The 17767-nt window shown below is 70.3% G+C and carries 14 protein-coding genes; 1 reads left to right on the top strand and 13 read right to left on the bottom strand.

Annotated features, from left to right (window positions below; genetic code table 11):
- Positions 1 to 28: 28 nt before the first annotated feature.
- On the bottom strand, positions 29 to 2869 hold the full coding sequence (locus FHR38_RS22035; protein ID WP_184536459.1) for a PQQ-dependent sugar dehydrogenase: 2841 nt from the start codon (positions 2867 to 2869) through the stop codon (positions 29 to 31).
- Between the two features lie 381 nt (positions 2870 to 3250).
- Here FHR38_RS22035 and FHR38_RS22030 point away from each other — a divergent pair, with 381 nt between their 5' ends.
- Complete coding sequence (locus FHR38_RS22030; protein ID WP_184536458.1) at positions 3251 to 3703, top strand: nuclear transport factor 2 family protein; 453 nt, start codon at positions 3251 to 3253, stop codon at positions 3701 to 3703.
- Between the two features lie 42 nt (positions 3704 to 3745).
- Here the strand turns inward: FHR38_RS22030 and FHR38_RS22025 are convergent, their stop codons facing one another.
- The 12 genes from FHR38_RS22025 to FHR38_RS21970 form a co-directional block, all read right to left on the bottom strand.
- Entirely contained in the window at positions 3746 to 4420 is a 675-nt protein-coding gene (locus tag FHR38_RS22025) for a hypothetical protein (RefSeq protein WP_184536457.1), read from the bottom strand.
- Positions 4421 to 4428: 8 nt separating this feature from the next.
- Positions 4429 to 6591 carry a glycoside hydrolase domain-containing protein gene (locus FHR38_RS22020; RefSeq protein ID WP_184536456.1) on the bottom strand — a complete coding sequence of 721 codons (2163 nt, stop codon included), beginning with the start codon at positions 6589 to 6591 and terminating at the stop codon, positions 4429 to 4431.
- A gap of 92 nt (positions 6592 to 6683) precedes the next feature.
- On the bottom strand, positions 6684 to 7757 hold the full coding sequence (locus FHR38_RS22015) for a polyprenyl synthetase family protein (RefSeq protein WP_184536455.1): 1074 nt from the start codon (positions 7755 to 7757) through the stop codon (positions 6684 to 6686).
- Positions 7754 to 9160 carry an alkaline phosphatase family protein gene (locus FHR38_RS22010; protein ID WP_184536454.1) on the bottom strand — a complete coding sequence of 469 codons (1407 nt, stop codon included), beginning with the start codon at positions 9158 to 9160 and terminating at the stop codon, positions 7754 to 7756. The genes FHR38_RS22015 and FHR38_RS22010 overlap by 4 nt, the downstream gene beginning before the upstream one ends.
- The gene (eboE, locus tag FHR38_RS22005) at positions 9157 to 10350 is read right to left on the bottom strand and encodes a metabolite traffic protein EboE (protein ID WP_184536453.1); all 1194 of its coding nucleotides are present in this window, start codon (positions 10348 to 10350) and stop codon (positions 9157 to 9159) included. The genes FHR38_RS22010 and eboE overlap by 4 nt, the downstream gene beginning before the upstream one ends.
- Positions 10350 to 11213, bottom strand: a complete 864-nt coding sequence (locus tag FHR38_RS22000; protein WP_184536452.1) for a TatD family hydrolase — start codon at positions 11211 to 11213, stop codon at positions 10350 to 10352. The genes eboE and FHR38_RS22000 overlap by 1 nt, the downstream gene beginning before the upstream one ends.
- Positions 11213 to 11899: an EboA domain-containing protein gene (locus FHR38_RS21995; protein ID WP_184536451.1), complete on the bottom strand. Its 687-nt coding sequence runs from the start codon at positions 11897 to 11899 to the stop codon at positions 11213 to 11215. Before FHR38_RS21995 ends, FHR38_RS22000 begins: the two co-directional genes overlap by 1 nt.
- Positions 11899 to 12792 carry a sugar phosphate isomerase/epimerase family protein gene (locus tag FHR38_RS21990; protein WP_184536450.1) on the bottom strand — a complete coding sequence of 298 codons (894 nt, stop codon included), beginning with the start codon at positions 12790 to 12792 and terminating at the stop codon, positions 11899 to 11901. The genes FHR38_RS21995 and FHR38_RS21990 overlap by 1 nt, the downstream gene beginning before the upstream one ends.
- Positions 12793 to 12896: 104 nt before the next feature.
- Positions 12897 to 13898, bottom strand: coding sequence for an SCO3242 family prenyltransferase (locus FHR38_RS21985; RefSeq protein ID WP_184536449.1), 1002 nt, complete (start codon positions 13896 to 13898; stop codon positions 12897 to 12899).
- A complete protein-coding gene (locus tag FHR38_RS21980; RefSeq protein ID WP_184536448.1) occupies positions 13882 to 15180 on the bottom strand; it encodes an inositol-3-phosphate synthase in 1299 nt (432 codons plus the stop codon). Before FHR38_RS21980 ends, FHR38_RS21985 begins: the two co-directional genes overlap by 17 nt.
- 266 nt (positions 15181 to 15446) lie before the next feature.
- Positions 15447 to 16619, bottom strand: a complete 1173-nt coding sequence (locus FHR38_RS21975) for a Gfo/Idh/MocA family protein (protein WP_184536447.1) — start codon at positions 16617 to 16619, stop codon at positions 15447 to 15449.
- Between the two features lie 20 nt (positions 16620 to 16639).
- The gene (locus FHR38_RS21970; RefSeq protein ID WP_184536446.1) at positions 16640 to 17695 is read right to left on the bottom strand and encodes a substrate-binding domain-containing protein; all 1056 of its coding nucleotides are present in this window, start codon (positions 17693 to 17695) and stop codon (positions 16640 to 16642) included.
- Between the last annotated feature and the right edge of the window lie 72 nt (positions 17696 to 17767).

Genomic DNA, 17767 nt, shown 5'->3' with positions numbered 1-17767 from the left:
AAGCGACGAGAAGGGGCCCTTCCCCACATCAGGGCAGGGTCCACTTCTGGTTGGCGCCGGTGTGGCAGGTCCAGATGTGGATCTGCGTACCGTCGGCGGAGTTGTTACCGGAGACGTCCAGACACCTACCGGACTGCGGATTGACCACCGTGCCGTTGGCCTGGGGTGCCCAGTTCTGCGCCCCGCTGCCGTTGCACGTCCACAGTTGGACCTTCGTGCCGTCGGCGGTGCCACCGGCCGACACGTCCAGGCACTTGCCCAGTGCCTTCACCGGACCGGACCCGGCGGCAACCGTCCACTGCTGCGCACCCGTCCCGTTACACGTGTAGAGCTGCACCTTCGTACCGTCCGCCGTGGCCGCACCCGCCACATCCAGGCACTTGCCCGCCAACCCCACCACCGGACCGGTACGCGGACCACCGGTGTTGAGGGTGAACGCGTCCACGTCGTAGAGCGCGCCCGCCCCGCCCGCGAAGGTCAGGTAGAGGGTGGTGGTGCCGGCCGGTGCGCCGGAGATCGCGCCGGTGACCTCGGTGAAGGTCTCCCAACCACCGGTCACCGGCACGGTGGCCGACCCGAGTACGGTGCCGGTCACCGAACCGGCCCGGATCTGTAGGGTGCCGCCGATTCCGGCGGACGACACCCGCGCGGTGAATGAGGTCGCGTTGCCCAGCCGGTACGGCTCGAACGCGATCCAGTCGCCGTTGTGAATGTCACCGACGGTCTTTCCGCCCTCGGCCGGCGTCTTGTCGAAGAGGTTGACGCCGGCGGAGGTCTTGAAGTGTTCGGCCTGTCGGTGTCGGGGTTGCAGGGTCTGCTGGGTGTGTGTGGTCAGTCCGCCGGCGTCGGTGTACTCGGCGTCGAAGATCGCGAAGATGTTTGCCGCGTCGTCGTGTTCACCGTCGACCGGGATGGCGATCTCACCGGAGCAGCCGGTTTTGGAGGTGATCTGGTGGCCGTGGCTGTCGTGGCCCAGCACGTAGGTCATCTTGACCTTGGTGCAGTCGATGGTGCCGTCCTCCGGGTCGGTGACGGTGATCTGGAACGGCACGGTGTCACCGAAGGAGAAGAGCTGGCCGTTGCCGGGGGCGCTGACCGAGACCGTCGGGGCGGTGTTGCCGACCGTGATGGTGACGCTGGAGCTGCCGGTGGCCCCCTCCGGGTCGGTCACGGTCAACGTCACGGTGTAGCTGCCGTTGGTGTGGTAGGTCTTCGTCGGGTTGGCCGCCGTCGAAGTCGTGCCGTCGCCGAAGTTCCAGGCGTACGTCAACGCGCTGCCCTCCGGGTCGGACGAGCCGACCGAGGAGAAGGCGACGGTCAGCGGGGCCGGGCCGGAGGTCCGGTTCGCCGAGGCGGCTGCGGTCGGTGCCCGGTTGCCCCCACCCACATGGTCGAACCGGTAGAGCGCCGAGTTCTCGTCCCCGTTGAAGTAGCCGGTGCCGTAGTCGAGCACGTAATACGCCCCGTCCGGGCCGAACGCCGAGTCCATCACCTGCTTGCCGACCCACGGGAAGCTGTCGATGGTGCCGGGTGAGCCGTCGGTGTTGACGTGGATCGGTTTGATCCAGCCTCGGCCGAACTCGGTGGCGAAGAACTGCCCGTCGAACGAGGACGGGAACTTGGTCGCCGAATTGAGGTTCGGGTCGTAGCGGTAGACCGGGCCGCCCATCGGTGACTCGGAACCGCCACCGAACTCGGGGGGTGTGCCGGCGTCCCCGCCGTACCGGATCCAGGAGGGCCGGGCGGCCGGGAGGGTGGTCAGGCCGGTGTTGCGGAACGAGTTGTTGGTCGGCCCGCCGGTGCAGTTGTACTTCGCGCCGCCGGTGCCGGTGGCGAAGTCCCACTCGTTGTACGTCTCGCTGCTGGTGTTGGTGCCGGTGCAGTACGGCCAGCCGTAGTTGCCGGGCGAGGTGACCCGGTTGAACTCGACCTGCCCGGCGGGTCCCCGATTGGCGCTGGTGGTGCCGGCGTCCGGGCCGTAGTCGCCGACGTAGACGATGCCGGTGGTCTTGTCGACGCTCATCCGGAACGGGTTGCGGAAGCCCATCGCGTAGATTTCCGGCCGTGTCCTGGCGGTGCCGGGCGCGAAGAGGTTGCCCGCCGGGATCGAGTACGTCCCGTTGGCGTTGACCTTTATCCGCAGGATCTTGCCGCGTAGGTCGTTGGTGTTGCCGGAGCTGCGCTGGGCGTCGTAGGCCGGGTTGCGGTTGCTGCGCTCGTCGATGGGCGCGTAGCCGGCCGAGTCGAACGGGTTGGAGTCGTCCCCGGTGGAGAGGTAAAGGTTACCGGCCGCGTCGAAGTCGATGTCCCCGCCGACGTGGCAGCACATGCCCCGGTCGGCCGGTACGTCGAGGACGGTGACCTGGCTGCCCATGTTGAGGGTGAAGTCGGCGTTGAGGGTGAACCGGGCCAGCCGGTTGACGCCCTGCCAGGCCGACCAGTCGGTCCCGGTGACGGGCGCGTCACCGGCCGGTGTGGACAGTGGTGGCGCGTAGTAGAGGTAGATCTGCCGGTTGGTGGCGAAGCCGGGGTCGACGCCGACGCCCTGCAGGCCCTCCTCGTCGTGGCTGTAGACCGGCAGGGTGCCGAGCACGGCGGTGTTGCCGGCCGCGTCGGTACGGCGCAGCGTGCCGTTACGCGCGGTGTGCAGGACCGACCGGTCGGGCAGGACGGCCAGGGACATCGGCTCGCCCATGTCGGACACGCCACGGGCCAGCTCGACCTGCTGGAAATCGGCTGCGTTGATCGGGTGTGCCTGGGCGGGAGCGGGAGCGGTGCCGATGGCCGTACTGACGGTCGCCGCGACCAGCAGCAGGGCTGCGCTACTGGCCTGCCATCGTCGTCCGGCTCGGGATTCCGTAGTGGACACAGTGGTGCCTTCCCTTCCTGACTGGGGGTTGCCAGGCAGGGCGCGCGCCGTCGCGCCGGTTGCCGTAACGGTGGAGGTCGAAGCTTCGGGGTCCTCCCCGGGTTGTCCGTGACCACCGGCCGGTGGGGGCACCGGATGGGGAGGTCACCTGTCGATGGACTACCGCGCCGTCGGTTTACATCGACGAAACTCTTTCGTGTGCGGACGAGACTAGGAGGGAACCGACGACGTGTCCATACCTTCTGCCCAGACAAACCAAACTTTCGCTCGTATCGAGAAAACGGGGTTACCTGCGAAGTAATTGCCGGCAAGCAGCCACGTTGGCAGGGTTGGTCTCACCGCGCCAGTCAGGGCGCGGATGCACGACGAAGGAGAACCGCCATGCCCGTAGCATCGGAGACGACCACCCGCGCCGTAGTACAAGAGCTACTCCAGCGGATCGGCGCGGGTGACCTCGAGCGCACCGCCGAACTCTTCGCCGAGCAGTGCGACTGGAAGCTGAACTGGCCGGAGGCCGAGCACGGCTCGGCCGTCACCCCGTGGATTCGGCACCGGGCCACCCGCGCTGACGCCGTAGCCAACTTCCGCGAGCTCACCGAACACCACGTACCTGGGTCGGTGGACACCCAGATCGAGCGGATCCTCGTTGACGGGGAGCATGCCGTCGTGCTTGGCGAGATCCGCCAAACCGCCAGGCGCACCGGTCGCGCGTACCGCGCCCGGTTTGCCCTGCATCTCACGGTCGAAGACGGCGTGGTCACCCGATACCACATCTACGAGGACAGCCTCACCGTCGCCCAGGCGTTCGAGGACGACCCTCAGGACCGGCCCTGAACAGGGGACGGTCCCCACTTCCACGTCATCGCGTGGCAGAGATCAGCGCGGGCGAGGCAGACGCCGGGCCTGCTCCCGTCGGGCCGGGGTCATCGGGTCGGCGACCGCACCAGCGGTCTGGGACCGGAGTTCGGTGTGCCTACTGGTGTCCAATCGAGCGGCAACGCGAGCCAGGGTCGGCGCGTCGGGACGGGCGACGAGCTGGAAGTGGGAGAGCTTCGCCGGGGTGAGGTCGCCACCCCAGACGACCGTACCGTCGCAGTCGACAAGGATGTCCCGCACGATCGCCTCCTGATGGGGCCACAGCCGCTCGCTGCCACCCAGGGGGTAGGCGGTGGGGTGCAGGGCAAGGGCGGTGCCGGAGAGATAGTTGGACTCGAAGTCCGCCCGTACGGTGCGCTGGCTGGTGTGGGCGGTGACTCCCCCGCCCTCCCCCGTGTCCAACGGACCGATCTCGTAGTGCCAGCGCCGCGCCACGTGCAACAGCACTGCGGCGGCCTGACCCTGCCGGAGCGCGATGGAGACTCCCGCCCCTTCGACCCGGTAGGTGGCGATGGCGGCGGGGTCGATCCGCCAGCCATTCGCGGACACGTCACGAGTCCACATCCCCGTACCCATGTCGGCCTTGTCGGCCGCGTGCGCCGAGGCGCTGGGCACGAGGGCGAGCATGCTGGCCCCAGCGGCGGCACCACCGAGGAGACTGCGTCTGGTGATCATCAGATTCCTCACTGACCGGTGACGAGGGTGGACACGCCGGGATCTGCTCCCTGACGCCAGACGTCGTGGTCCAGCCCCCAGCCGGGCTGGAACTCGTACTCCCTGATCTGGTTGAACGACCAGTTCTCCGGCAGCGGGAAACCGAGGTTCCCGGAGTAACCCCAGGACATGCCGGAGACCAACGACCAGCGGGCACCCACCTCGTGCGACACCCGACTGCACACGTTGCGCGATCCGTAGATGCCGAAGGTGTAGCGGTTGCCCAGTTCGGCAAGCCCCGCCTTGACCCCCGAGAAGTACGGCTTGATGTTGGAGTCGATGTCGATGTCGAGCGCGTCGTAGTCGACCGCGAAGTAGATGCAGGCGCCGGCGGGGATGCGATGCTCGACCGCCTTCTGGTGGGCGATCTTGCCCTGGTCGTACCCCTTGGCGTAGGTGAAGTTGCCCAGCTGCGTGCCGTTGTACTGGAAGATCGGGAAGAACCGCAGCCCCGCATCCAGGATGGTCTGCGGTTCGCCGGACTTGAGCGCCTTGCCCAGGTAGTACGGATCGCTCGGGGGAAGATGCTCGTCGAGGTAGCGGCCGACGATCTGGTAACCGGCCGCCCTGAGCTGAGCACCCCGCGCCGCCGTGATCTCCGTGATGCAGTCGCAGCCGGTGGCCGGCCGGTCCGTGTCACCGGAGGAGACGAGCAGCTGGGCCCAGGTCGTGTAGTCGTTGGTGCCGGTCACGGATATCTGCGAGAACCGCTGGAAGGCGCGTACCCACTCCAGGTGGGTACTGGTCTGGGTGTCGGTGCCGATGTCCTCCGGCTTGTACATCAGCGGCACCTGAGGGTCGCCCGGCAGCATCGTGGGGGAATTGAAGTAGCACGCCGAGCGGAACAGGTAGCGCAGGTTCCCGGTGAGCTGACCGGAGCCCCGCCCCCGCAACCCGGCCTGGGTGCCGGGACCGAAATAGCCGGTGATGGCGTCCGGGGCGATGCCGATCTCGTACTGGACCGCCATCATGAACCCCTGCTGCACGTCCCGGGAGTAGATTCCGTCGCAGGGCACCAGGGCCATCGCGGGAATGCCGATGTCGGCGACGTAGCGAGAGTTCAACCGCTGCTGGATCCGCTGGATGTTGATGTCGCCACGAGGCACCAGCCGGAACTGGTCCATCCGCATCAGCGCCTTGACCACGTGCGGCCACATCTCGTACCGCTGTGCCGAGTCCGAGTACGACAGGCCGGCGTGGCCGTAGAGTGCTTCGAGCGCGGCCTGGGAGTCGCTGTTCCAGAAGGCCTGGATGGTGGAAGTCCAGTAGCCCTTGCACCACAGGGCACCGTTGTAGATGCGGATCAGGTTCAGGTTGGACTCGTCGGATGGCACGAGCCTTCGCTGCTTGACCGCGGCGAAGGTGCCGGGGCCGAAGTTCTGGACCGTCGGGGAGATACCGAGTTCGTGCTGGAGACCCTGGGTGAGGGAGAGCACCGTGGACCAGCCGGTGCGGCCGGTCTCGGGGCATCGGATGTATCCCGGCGCGTTCTGGTAGGTCGCGTTGACCCACTTCTGCGCCGCGAAGATGTAGATGTCCGCGAGACCGGTCCACGGGGCGGCCGGGTCGATCGTCGAGCCCGGCTGTGCGTACATCGTGAGGTTTCCCGGGCACTCGGTGTCGTATCCGAAGGAGTGCGGGTAGATCCTCGTCCCGCACGTACGTGGCGCCTCCGTACGCAGGTGCTGAATGAGCTGCCGGTACGCCTCCAGCAACGTCTCGTTGGCCGTGTGGTTCGACCGCATGAGGGCACAGATGGAGTAGAAGTTGGCGTTGCGCTTCAGGCCGTCGACCGGACCTGCTTCACCGGCGTTCGCCTCACCGCGTTCGTAGCCCCGCCCCTGGTAGATGTTGCCGTGCTGGCAGATGAGGAAGTTGTACCCGATGTCGCCGTTGAACTCGTCGCCCGACGTGTGGTCCTCGTAGACCTCGGCGATGTCCCGACGGCAGTCCTCCTCCGTGGGGTACTCACCGCCGAAGGGGTCGGCCGGGCCACGATGATGGACGAACACCCCACCGATCGGATTCCAGTCCGGGTTGTCACTGGGCGCGGGATCCGCAGCGGCGTGCGGCCGCTGGTCCTCGTTGACGTACTGCGCCCAGGTCGCGCGCCTGTGGATCGTGACGGGCATGACTCCTCGTTTCGCCGACGACTCGAAGCAACCATATGGGCGATCATCTAAATAGTCGATGACCGATTTCTGACGTTGCCCACCCCACCTCGTCAGACGTGTCGGTCGACCGCCTCGGCGGCCAGCGCGGCCAGCACCTCCCGCGCCTCGTCCGACAACGGCGCTTCGGCCAACGCGGAGAGCGCGGCGTCGCTGCGTACCCTGATCATCTGCTCGATCCGGTCCAGCGCGCCGGTGTCCATGATGATCCCGCGCAACTCCGCCGCGCCGGCCGCGTCGAGGTAGGGATTGCCGAAGAGCACGGTCAGTCGGGCAGCCTGCCGCTGGTCGGCGGCGGCCCGGGCCAGGCCCATCATCACCGTGGGCTTGCCCTCCCGCAGGTCGTCCAGGGTCGACTTGCCGGTCACCGTTGGATCCCCGAAGACCCCAAGTACGTCGTCACGGAGTTGGAAGGCGTCGCCCAACGGATCGCCGAAGTCGGCCAGTGCGTCGACCAACTCCGCACCGGCACCGGCCAGCGTCGCGCCGATCTGCAACGGCCGAGTGATGGTGTAGCGGCCCGACTTGAGCCGGATCACCGTGAGCGCGCTCTCGACCGACGCTTCGTCCACCCCGGAGACCAGATCCAGATACTGCCCGGCGATCACCTCGGTACGCATCGCCGAAAACATCCGGTAGCCCCGAAGCAACTGCTCGGTCTCCAACCCGCACTCGTGGAACATCTGGTCCGCCCAGGCGGCACAGAGGTCGCCGCAGAGCAGGGCGGTGCTGCGCCCGTACGCGGCCGAGTCGCCGCGCCACCGCGACCGGGCGTGCACGTCGGTGAAGCGCCGATGTACGGACGGCTCCCCCCGACGCTGGTCACTGCCGTCCATGATGTCGTCGTGGATCAGCGCGAACGCGTGGAAGAGTTCCAGCGCGGCGGCGGCGGTCACGATAGGCGTACCGTCCGGTCCCCCGGCGGCCCGCCAGCCCCAGTAGCAGAACGACGGCCGGAGTCGCTTGCCGCCGGCGAGCACGAACCGGCGCAGGGTGGTGAAGACGTCCCGGGGCGTGCTGTCCGGCCAGTCCGGATCCTGCCGGTCCAGGAACGCGGCGAGCCGCGCGTCGAACCGGGACCGCAGGTCCTCAGCGAGGCCCAGCGGGGCCGCCATCTCCACCGTCATGCCTTCTCCCCATTCAGTCCAGCCAGGTCGAGCAGCGTCTGCTTCACATCCACGGCGGCGAGCCGGTCCCGGGCCACGGACCGGTCGGAACAGAGCAGCACCGGCCCGTCCAGCGGGTCGGCCGGCAACCGTCCGTGCGAGCCCCGGACGGCCCGCGCCCCGGCGTCCAAGCCCACCACGTTCATCAGGTAACGCAGGCCGATCTTCTTACGGACCAGTGCCACCGCCGCCCGCCGCTTGGCTGCGCCCGGGTCTGCCGGGTCGAAGAACAGCTCCGCCGGGTCGTACCCGGGTTTGCGGTGGATCTCCACCAGCCGGGCGAAGTCGGGGGCCGCCGCGTCGTCCAGCCAGTAGTAGTAGGTGAACCAGGCATCCGGCTCGGCGACCAGCACCAGCTCGCCGGAACGGGGATGGTCCAGGCCGTACCGGGCCTGGCCCGCCCGGTCGAGCACCTCGGCCACCCCGGCCAGGCCGGCACAGAGCTTCGCCACCGCCGGCACGTCGGCCGGATCCGGTACGTAGACGTGGGCCACCTGGTGGTCGGCGACGGCGAAGGCCCGGGAGGTCCACGGGTCCAGGTATTCCATGCCGTCCTGGGTGTGGACCCGCAGCCAGCCCTCGCTCCGCAGCAGCCGGTTGACGTCGACCGGCCGGGAGACGTCGGTGATGCCGTACTCGGAGAGGACCACCACGGTCGCGCCCCGGGCCGAGGCGGCGTCCAGCAGCGGACCGAGCACTCCGTCCAGCGCGGTCGCGGCGGCCGCCGCCTGCGGCGAGGACGGGCCGAAGCGTTGCAGGTCGTAGTCGAGGTGCGGAAGGTAGACCAGGGTCAGGTCCGGCCGGTGGGCCGCCATGATCTCGACCGCCGCGTCGGCGATCCACTCCGACGACGGCAGCCCCGCCCCCGGCCCCCAGTACGTGAACAGCGGAAAGGTGCCGAGCGCGGCGGTCAGCGCGTCGTGCAACTCGGGTGGATCGGTGTAGCAGTCCGGCTCCTTGCGCCCGTCGGCGTAGTAGATCGGCCGGGGCGTGACGGTCCAGTTCACGTCCGCGCCCATCGCGTACCACCAGCAGACGTTGGCGACCGTGTAGTCCGGGCACACCCGCCGGGCCGCCTGCCACAGCTTCTCGCCGCCGACCAGGGCGTTGTGCTGCCGCCACAGCAGCACGTCCCCGACGTCGCGGAAGTACCAGCCGTTGCCGACGATGCCGTGCCCGGCCGGCGGTTCGCCGGTCAGGAAGGTGGACTGCACCGAGCAGGTGACCGCCGGCAGCACCGTACCCAGCTCCGCCTGGAACCCGGCCTCGGCCACCGCCCGCAGCCGGGGCATCTGGGCCAGCAGCCGAGGGGTCAGGCCCACCACGTCGATCACCACCAGTGGGGTCACGACCGGCGGGGTCATGACCACACCTCGCTCGGCGCGGCTGGCGCGAGCCCGAGCGCGCCCAGTTCGGCGCGGGCGTACGCCAACTCGGCCGCGATGCCGGCCGCCAACTCCACGTCGGAGCGGGGCCGGCGCGAGGTGGGCAGCACCCCCCAGGTGTACGTCTCGACGTCGAGGTGGTCGCAGCCGGCGACCGGACCGTCGAAGAGTTCCCGGAGCGCGGCGCGCAGCACCGGGCTGGTCGAGCTGAGTGGCGGATCGGGCTGGGCGTGCACCGGCACGTGGTAGTGCACCCGCCAGGCCCCGGGCAGCCCGTCGGCCAGCGCCGCGTCCAGGTCGTCGGCGGCGTGCGCCGGGTCGGCCGGTTCGACCGCGTCGGCGCAGGCCGCGGCCCGGGTCTGGTGCAGGAAGCGGGGTTCGACGTACCCCCGAAGGTGGTCGGCGGCGGCGACCGGGTCGAGGGCCTGGAGCGCGGCGGAGACCTGGACCTTGACCACCGGCAGTCCGGCCGCGTGCAGCCGGGCCAGCGCGGCGGCCGGCTCCTCCCAGGCACAGGCCAGATGCGCCAGGTCGAGGCAGATTCCCAGCCACCTGATGTCTATTTTGGACAGCCGCTCGGCCGCCTGTGTGGTGCTCTCCACCACGCAGCCCGGCTCCGGCTCGAAGCCGACCCGAATCACCCGCCCGGTTTGTCGATGCAGCTCGGCCAACCCGGTCGCCAGCTCGGCCAACCGCCGGTCCGCCTCGGCGGCCCGGTCCGCGTCCCACGGGTCCCGCCAGGCCAGTGGCAGGGTGGAGATCGAGCCCCGGGCCGCATCGTCGGGCAGCAGGTCGACCAGGACCCGGGCCAGGTCCAGCGTGTAGTCCAGCCGCTCCCGGGTGGTCCAGTCCGGCTGGTAGACGGCGTGCTTGACCACCGGTGCCTGGAACGACCGGTAGGGAAAGCCGTTGAGGGTCACCACTTCCAGCCCGCGCCCGTCCAGCTCGGCCCGAAGCCGTCGCCGGGCGGCCGGGTCGGCGGCCAGCGCGGTGGCGACCGGGGCCGACAACCACAACCCCAACCCGAGCACGTCGGAGTCGAGCCACCGCCGGATCGGCACCGCGTACGCGTCGAGCTGGCCGACGATGCCAGCCAGGTCCTCGGCCGGGTGCACATTGGTGCAGTAGCTCAGGTGGACCGTCTGGCCGTCGCGGTGCCGCAGCCGCATCAGCTGCCTCCCCGCAGGATCGAGTTCCCCTCGAAGGTCGGTGCCAGGTCGAGCCCGGCCAGATCGAGGTCGGCCAGGTCGAGCCGACCGGACTGGGCATAGAACTCGACCGGGTTGCGCCACAGCACCCGGTCGACCTCGTCGTCGCTGAAGCCGCCCAGCAGCATCGCCTCGGCGGTCGCCCGGGTGAGCAGCGGATCGGAACGACCCCAGTCGGCGGCCGAGTTGACCAGCATCCGTTCCGTGCCCCAGCGGCGCAGGATCTCCACCATCCGGGGCGGGGACATCTTGGTGTCCGGATAGATGGAGAAGCCCAGCCAGCAGCCGCTGTCCCGGACCAGCTCCACGGTCACCTCGTTGAGGTGGTCGACCAGCACCCGCCCCGGGTCGAGGCCGGACTCGGCCACCACCGCCAGGGTGCGCTGTGTGCCCCGGGCCTTGTCCCGGTGCGGGGTGTGCACCAGGGCGGGCAGTTCATGGGCCACCGCCAGGGCGAGCTGGGCGGCGAAGGCCTCGTCCTCCTCGGGGGTCATCGAGTCGTACCCGATCTCGCCGACCGCCACCACCCCGTCCTTGTCGAGGTAGCGCGGCAGCAGTTCGAGCACCTCGCGGCAGCGCGGGTCGTTGGCCTCCTTGGGGTTGAGCGCGATCGTGGCGTGGTGTCGGATGCCGAACTGGCCGGCCCGGAACGGTTCCCAGCCGAGCAGCGAGTCGAAGTAGTCGACGAAGGTGGCGGCGCTGGTGCGCGGCTGCCCCAACCAGAACGCCGGCTCGACCAGGGCCCGGATCCCGGCGGCGGCCATCCGCTCGTAGTCGTCGGTGGTCCGCGAGGTCATGTGGATGTGCGGGTCGAAAATGCGCATCACGCCTCCTTCGAGGTGGACCGGGCGGGACCATGGGTAACCTGGTCGGGTCCGTGGGCGGACTGGTCGGGGCCGGACGCGGGCCGGACGGAAGCGTGGGTGAGCCGGTCGAGCAGTGCGGTGGCGTCAGCGGGGATGCTCCGACCGGCGGCATGCCGCTCGTCGGCCAGCCCGGCCAGCATCACGGCCAGCTCGGTGTCGGCCCGCTCGGCGAGCGCGTCCACCGCCGACAGCGGTACGCCGAGGAAGACGCACTTGAGCACCGCCTGCCGCCAGGCCGCGTCGTCGAGGTGTCGGGCGTACGGGCCGAGCGCGGCGGTGAGCAGCCGGGTGTCGTTGCTGCGGATCGCGTCGTGCAGCAGGGGCAGGGCCTCGGCATCCAGCGGCAGCATCGGCAGGGCGCGCAGCACCGCCCGCTTCTCCGCCGCGTCGCCGTACCGGTAGAGGGTCTCGACCTGGGCGGCCACGGCGTCGGCCGGCAGCGCGGTCAGCAGCAGCACCCGCGCGGCGTCGTCGGCGGTCCAGCCCGGTGCGTCCGGTAGCTGGCCCCGACCGCAGTTGCGGCCAACGGTGGCGAAGATCCGCGGGAGCGTGGCAGGCTCGGCCGCGACGCGGCGCAGCGCCTCGGTCAGCCACCCCGGATCGGGTACGCCCTCCAGCGCGGCTCGAAGTCGGTCCGGTCCCATCAGCGCTCCTTCCCGGCGGGAGCCACGGTGGTGGCCACGGTGGGGTTCGTGCCGGCCCGGTCGGCGGCGGCACGGAGGAAGTCCAGCGAGCGTCGGGCGACAGCCGGGGCGGCGTGGGAGTGCCGGGGCAGCTCGACGGCGATCAGCCCTCGGTAGTCGGCGTCGGCCAGGGCCCGCAGCACCGGCGGGAAGTCGATCTCCCCGTCGCCGAATTCGAGATGCTCGTGTACGCCCCGACGCATGTCCTCGATCTGCACGTTGACCAGATAGGGGGCGACCTGCCTGACGCAGTCCGGGACCGGCTGTGGCTCCAGGCACCGGCAGTGCCCGATGTCGAGGGTGATGCCAAGGTTGCACGGCGCGCCGAGGGCGGCGTGCAGCCGCTGCCAGCCGGCGATGTCCGGCACCAGCATGCCCGGTTCCGGCTCGAAGCCGAGGGTGGCCCCGGCCCGGTCGGCCACCGCCAGCACCTCGGCGCAGCCGGCGACCAGCCGGTCCCAGGCGGTGGCCTCGTCGACGTGTGGCGGCCGTATGCCGGCCCAGAAGGAGATCGCCTCGGCCCCGAGGTCGGCCCCGATCGCCACCGCCCGGCGGAGGAAGTCGACCCGGCGGGCCGGATCGTCGTCGAGCAGGGTGGGCGAGTGCTTACGCCACGGGTCGAGCAGGTAGCGGGCCCCGGTCTCGATCACCAGCCCGAGGTCGAGGTCGGCGAGGCGTCGGCCCACGGCGGTCACCCGGGCGGCGAGGTCCGGTTCGTAGGGGTCGAGATGGTCGTGGTCGAGGGTCAGCGCGATCCCCTGGTAGCCAAGGTCGGCCAGCACCGCCAACGCGTCGTCCAGCCGGTGGTTGGCGAATCCGTTCGTGCCGTACCCGAACCGGGGGATGTTCGTCACCGGCCACCTCCACCGTGGGATAAACGATGAATTCGCATTCCCCGATATTCTTGCCTAGACTGCCACGTTCTTGATCAAAGCGGTAGCCCTCGATAGGTCGAGGATCAGGTAGGCGACATCCAGCGGGCCAGCCGCCGCCCCACCGGTGCGGCGGCGGCCACCACCATCCCCAGCAGCGGCGCGCCCGCCCGGGCGATCAGCGCGCCCTGCAAGGCGGGCAGCCCGGTGATGCCGGCCCCCACCGCAGTCCGGATTCGGGCCGCGTCCGGGGTGGCCATCGCCCGCGCCTGCGCCCGGCCGTAGCGGGCGAGGTAGCCGGCGGCCAGTACGGCTGGCACCAGCCCTCGCCAGTCGCGCCGGGTACGACGGATTCGACCGGCCCCCGCTGCCCCCGACCCAACCGCTCGCATCCCGGCCGATCTCGCTGCGGCCACTCTCGTCTCGGCCCCCACCGGCCCAGTTGCTGCCCCGGCCACCGCCGCCGTGCCGGCCAGGGTCGCCATCGGCAGCCACCGGTCGGCACCGGTCACCTCGCGGCGGGACAACGCGGTCACCGTGTAGGTGTGGGCGGCTATGGTCACCGCCGCCGGTACGGCCCGCAGTGGCTGGCCGAGGCTCGCGCCGAGCAGCACGTCCAGCCCGCGACAGGCGGCCATCACCGCTGGACCGGCCGCTGTCTTCTTGGCCCACAGGTCGTACGCCCACACCGCACCGGTCAGCGGCACGGCCACGGCCAGCGACCGGCGTCCACCGGCGAGCCCAGCCGCCGCCAAGCCGGCCACGGTGAGGCCGGCGGAGAGGCCGAACGCGGTCGCCGGGTGGACGCGGCCGCTGGGGATGGGCCGTTCCGGCCGTTCGAGCGCGTCGAGTCGACGGTCGGCCCAGTCGTTGGCCGCCATGCCGGCCCAGTAGAGCAGCACCGACGCCCCGGCCAGACCGGAGGCGCGGGCCGCCCGGTCCAGGCGGTGCCCGCCTGGCGGCTCGGCTGCGGAACCGGCAAGCGGGTATGCCCATCCGGCGGCGACCGCACCGGCCAGCACGTCCCCGGGTACGGAGAGGGCGGCCGGTGCCCGGACCAGTTCGGCAAGGTCACGCAGCGATGGCATCGCCGGCTCCATCCCGTCCGACGGCATCGCCAGCTTCATCCCGTCCGCAGGCATCTCCGGTGTGGCCCGTACCGTCCCGACCGACGGTGGCGTCAAGTCGTCGGACCAGTCCACGCAACGCGGCCCACTGCTCGGCCAGCGCGTGTCCGCCGCCGGTTTCGGCGACGCCCCCGAAGCCCTCCGTTTCGGCGGTGGCCCCGGAATCCGCCACCGAACCGAGCGGATCCTTGAAGAAGAAGCCCAACTCGGTCAGCGGGCCAGTACGACCAGCCACATGTGCTGCGGCGGTGAGCCGGGCCAGGTCGAGCACCAGCGGCGCGGCCAGCGCCGAATCACAGCCGTGCCAGGTGAACTCCATCCGCATCGGGATGCCCAGGAAACCGGAGAAGGTGACCAGGTCCCAGGCGGTCTTGAAGTCGCCGATGTCCTCGACGTACTCGATCCGGGTGGTGCCCTGCGGAACGTAGCCCAACGTCTCGCCGAGGACCCGCTGTTTGCTGGCTGCCTTTGCCGCGTTGGCCGCCGGCTCGGCCAGGTTGGCGCCGTCCCCGCCGCCGAGCAGGTTCACCCCCGACCAGGTGCGGACCCGCAGGTTTCGCATGGCGAACATCGGTGCCAGCACCGACTTGACCAGGGTCTCGCCGGTCTTGCCGTCGTGGCCGGCGTACGGCAGCCGCTCGCGAGCGGCCAACTCGGCCAGCGCCGGCAGCCGCGCCCCGGTCGACGGCGTGAAGTCCACGTAGGCGCATCCGGCGGTGAAGGCGGCGAAGGCGTACCCGGCACTGGGCGGAAGCACCGCCTGCCCGGCCTCCAGCACGGCGGTCAGCGTAGCCAGATCGGCGTGCCCCGGGTGCGTGGGCGGCACCGGTTCGGTGGTGGAGACGTTGACCATCACGACCCGGTCCAGACCGTGCCGCGCCCGGAATCCGGTCAGGTCGGCGGTGATAGCGGCGATCGTGCCGGCCTGCCGGCCGCCGGTGGGCACCGGCCGGACCTCGCGCTCCACCCCGGCCAGTTCCTCGGCGAGCGCGGTCACCAGTCGGGGCGGCAACACTCCGGCCGCGGCCAGTGCCTCCGCCTTCTTCACCAGCGGAGTCGCCACCACGTCGTGCCCACCGAAGACCAGGTCGCCGAGGGCAGGCAGGGCCGCGCTCCGCAGCGCGGGCAGCTCGGTGACACAGCCGGTCGGCTCGGCCAGCCCGGCCCGCAGGGCGAGCGCTCCGACGATGCTGGTGGTCGCCACCGAGCCACGCGCCCCCACCAGCCAGACACCCGTACGCATGTGTGCTCCCTCCTCGTGCGGGGCACCCGATGGGGGCATCGCCCGCACCGCCGAACAGGTATGAAGTTAGCCGCGTTCCGGGTACGGTGGCGCCCCGTCCGTCCACGCGTCCGATACGGCAAGCCTGGGACCAGCGCCGACGTCGGCGGCGTCGATACCGTCCCGGGAGTGCCTACCGGTACGAACGGACGGGGCCGGCAGACGAGGTCGACCGGCGTTCCGGCCTCGCCTCCCCCGCGTCCTGGATGGTTTCGCGTCCTGGATGGTCATGCAGCCACCGTGGTGAGGGCCGGTTCCACCTCCGCCCATGACGAGCCGAGGGCGGCGGAGCGTTCGACGGCGTCCAGCACCAGTTGCACCTGGAGCGCGTCGGCGAAGGAAGGGGCCGGGTCGGTCCCGGTGGCGATCGCCGCCAGGAAGTCACGCATCTGGTGGGTGAACGAGTGCTCGTAGCCGATGATGTGCCCCGGCGGCCACCATGCCGACAGGTACGGGTGGTCGGATTCGGTGACCAGGATCCGGTTGAATCCCTGCTCGGTGCTGGGTGCCGAGGCGTCGTGGAACTCCAGCTCGTTGAGGCGTTCCAGGTCGAAGACGAGCGAACCGAGAGATCCGTTGATCTCGACCCGGAGCGCGTTCTTGCGTCCGGTGGCGAACCGACTGGCCTCGTACGTGGCCAGCGCTCCGCCGTCGAGCCGGGCGACGAAGACGGCGGCGTCGTCCACGGTGACCAGCCCGGTCGTCACCATGTCCGGCAGCGGTCGTTCCTTGACGAAGGTCTCGGTGATCGCGCTGACACCGGTGATCCGCTGGCCGGTGACGAACTGGGTCAGGTCGATGATGTGCGCACCGATGTCGCCCAGCGCGCCGGAGCCCGCCCGGTCCTTCTGTAGTCGCCAGACCAGCGGATACTGCGGGTCGACGATCCAGTCCTGCAGGTAGGCCGCCCGGACGTGCCGGATCACCCCGAGCCGGCCGGCGGCGACCAGGTCACGCATCATGGTGACCGCGGGCACCCGGCGGTAGTTGAACCCGCACATGGACCGTACCCCTGCCGCCTGGGCCGTGGTCGCGGCGGCGGCCATGGCTCGGGCCTCGGCGACCGTGTTCGCCAGCGGCTTCTCGCACAGGACGTGCTTGCCCGCCGTCAGGGCCGCGATCGCGATCTCGGCATGGCTGTCGCCGGGGGTGCAGACGTCGACGACGTCGATGTCGTCCCGGCCGACCAGGTCACGCCAGTCGGTGGTGTACCCGTCCCAGCCGAGTCGGTCGGCGGCGTCGGCCACCTTCGCCGCGTCCCGACCGCAGACGAGGGCCATCCGGGCTCGCACCGGCAGGTCGTAGACCCGGTTCACGGTCCGCCACGCCTGCGAGTGCGCGGCACCCATGAACGCGTAGCCGACCAGGCCGACCCGCAGCTCTTGATCTACAGTGGACAAGGTGGGTCTCCCCCCGTACGTCAGAACCCGAGCTTGAGGTAGGCGCTCGCGTTCTCCTTGGTGATGGTCTCCGAAGTGAGGGTGATCTCCTTCGGTACCTGGAGTTCCACCAGGTCGGACATGCCCTTGTTCTGTCCGATCAGACGGGCCAGCGAGATCGCCGAGGAGGCCATCGACGGGCTGTAGGTGACCGTCGCCTTCAGGACGCTGTTGTCGGCCTGGATCGCCTCGATCGCGGCCTTGGCGCCTGCGCCACCGACCATGATGAACTCGGTGCGGTTCGCCTGTTTGATCGCGGCCAGCACACCGATGCCCTGGTCGTCGTCGTGGTTCCACAGCGCGTCCAGCTTCGGCAGTGCCTGGAGCAGCTGCGCCGCCTCGCGCTGGCCGGTGTCGGCGGTGAACTCGGCGGCCCGCCGGTTGGCCACCTTGAAGCCGTACACGGCCAGTTCGTCCCGGAAACCGGCTGACCGCTCCTGGGTCAGCTCCAGCGCGTCGATGCCGGCGATCTCCCCGATGATCGGGTTGGTCACGCCCTTGGCCTTCATCTGTTCCCCGATGTAGCGGCCAGCGGAGACACCCATGCCGTAGTTGTCGCCCTTGATCTGGGTGCGGTAGGCAAGCGCGTCCGGGAACGCCCGGTCGAGGTTGACCACCGGGACGCCGGCCTTCATCGCTTCCAGGCCGAACGCGTTGAGTTCCTTGCCGTCGTGTGGCAGCAGGACGATGACGTCCGGCTTCTGGGACAGCAGGGTGGCCAGCGCGGCCCGCTGGGTGGCGGCGTCGGCACCGGCCTCGACCGACTTCAGCTCCACGTCGGAGTACGCCGCGGCCTGCGCCTTGGCATTGCTGGTGATCGCGGCCATCCAGCCGTGGTCGGCGGCGGGCGCGGAGAAGCCGATGGTGACCTTCTTGCCGGGGGCGCTGTTGCCACCGCCGGCATCGCCGGCCTTGGTCTGCGCCGCGGTCGGCTCGGCCTCGTTGCTGGTGCACGCGGTGAGCAGGGTGCCGGCCCCGATCGCGGCTCCGCCGAGCAGCAGCCGGCGGCGCGACAGATCGCGTCTGTGCTGGGTCATGACAACCTCCTGAGGTGTGCTGTTAGGGGTATGCGGGCGTGCGGGATCGGGCGAGCGCCCAACCGGGCGTCA

It is taken from the genome of Micromonospora polyrhachis (assembly GCF_014203835.1).
Lineage (GTDB): Bacteria > Actinomycetota > Actinomycetes > Mycobacteriales > Micromonosporaceae > Micromonospora_H > Micromonospora_H polyrhachis.
This window is presented reverse-complemented; position numbering and strand designations above follow the sequence as displayed.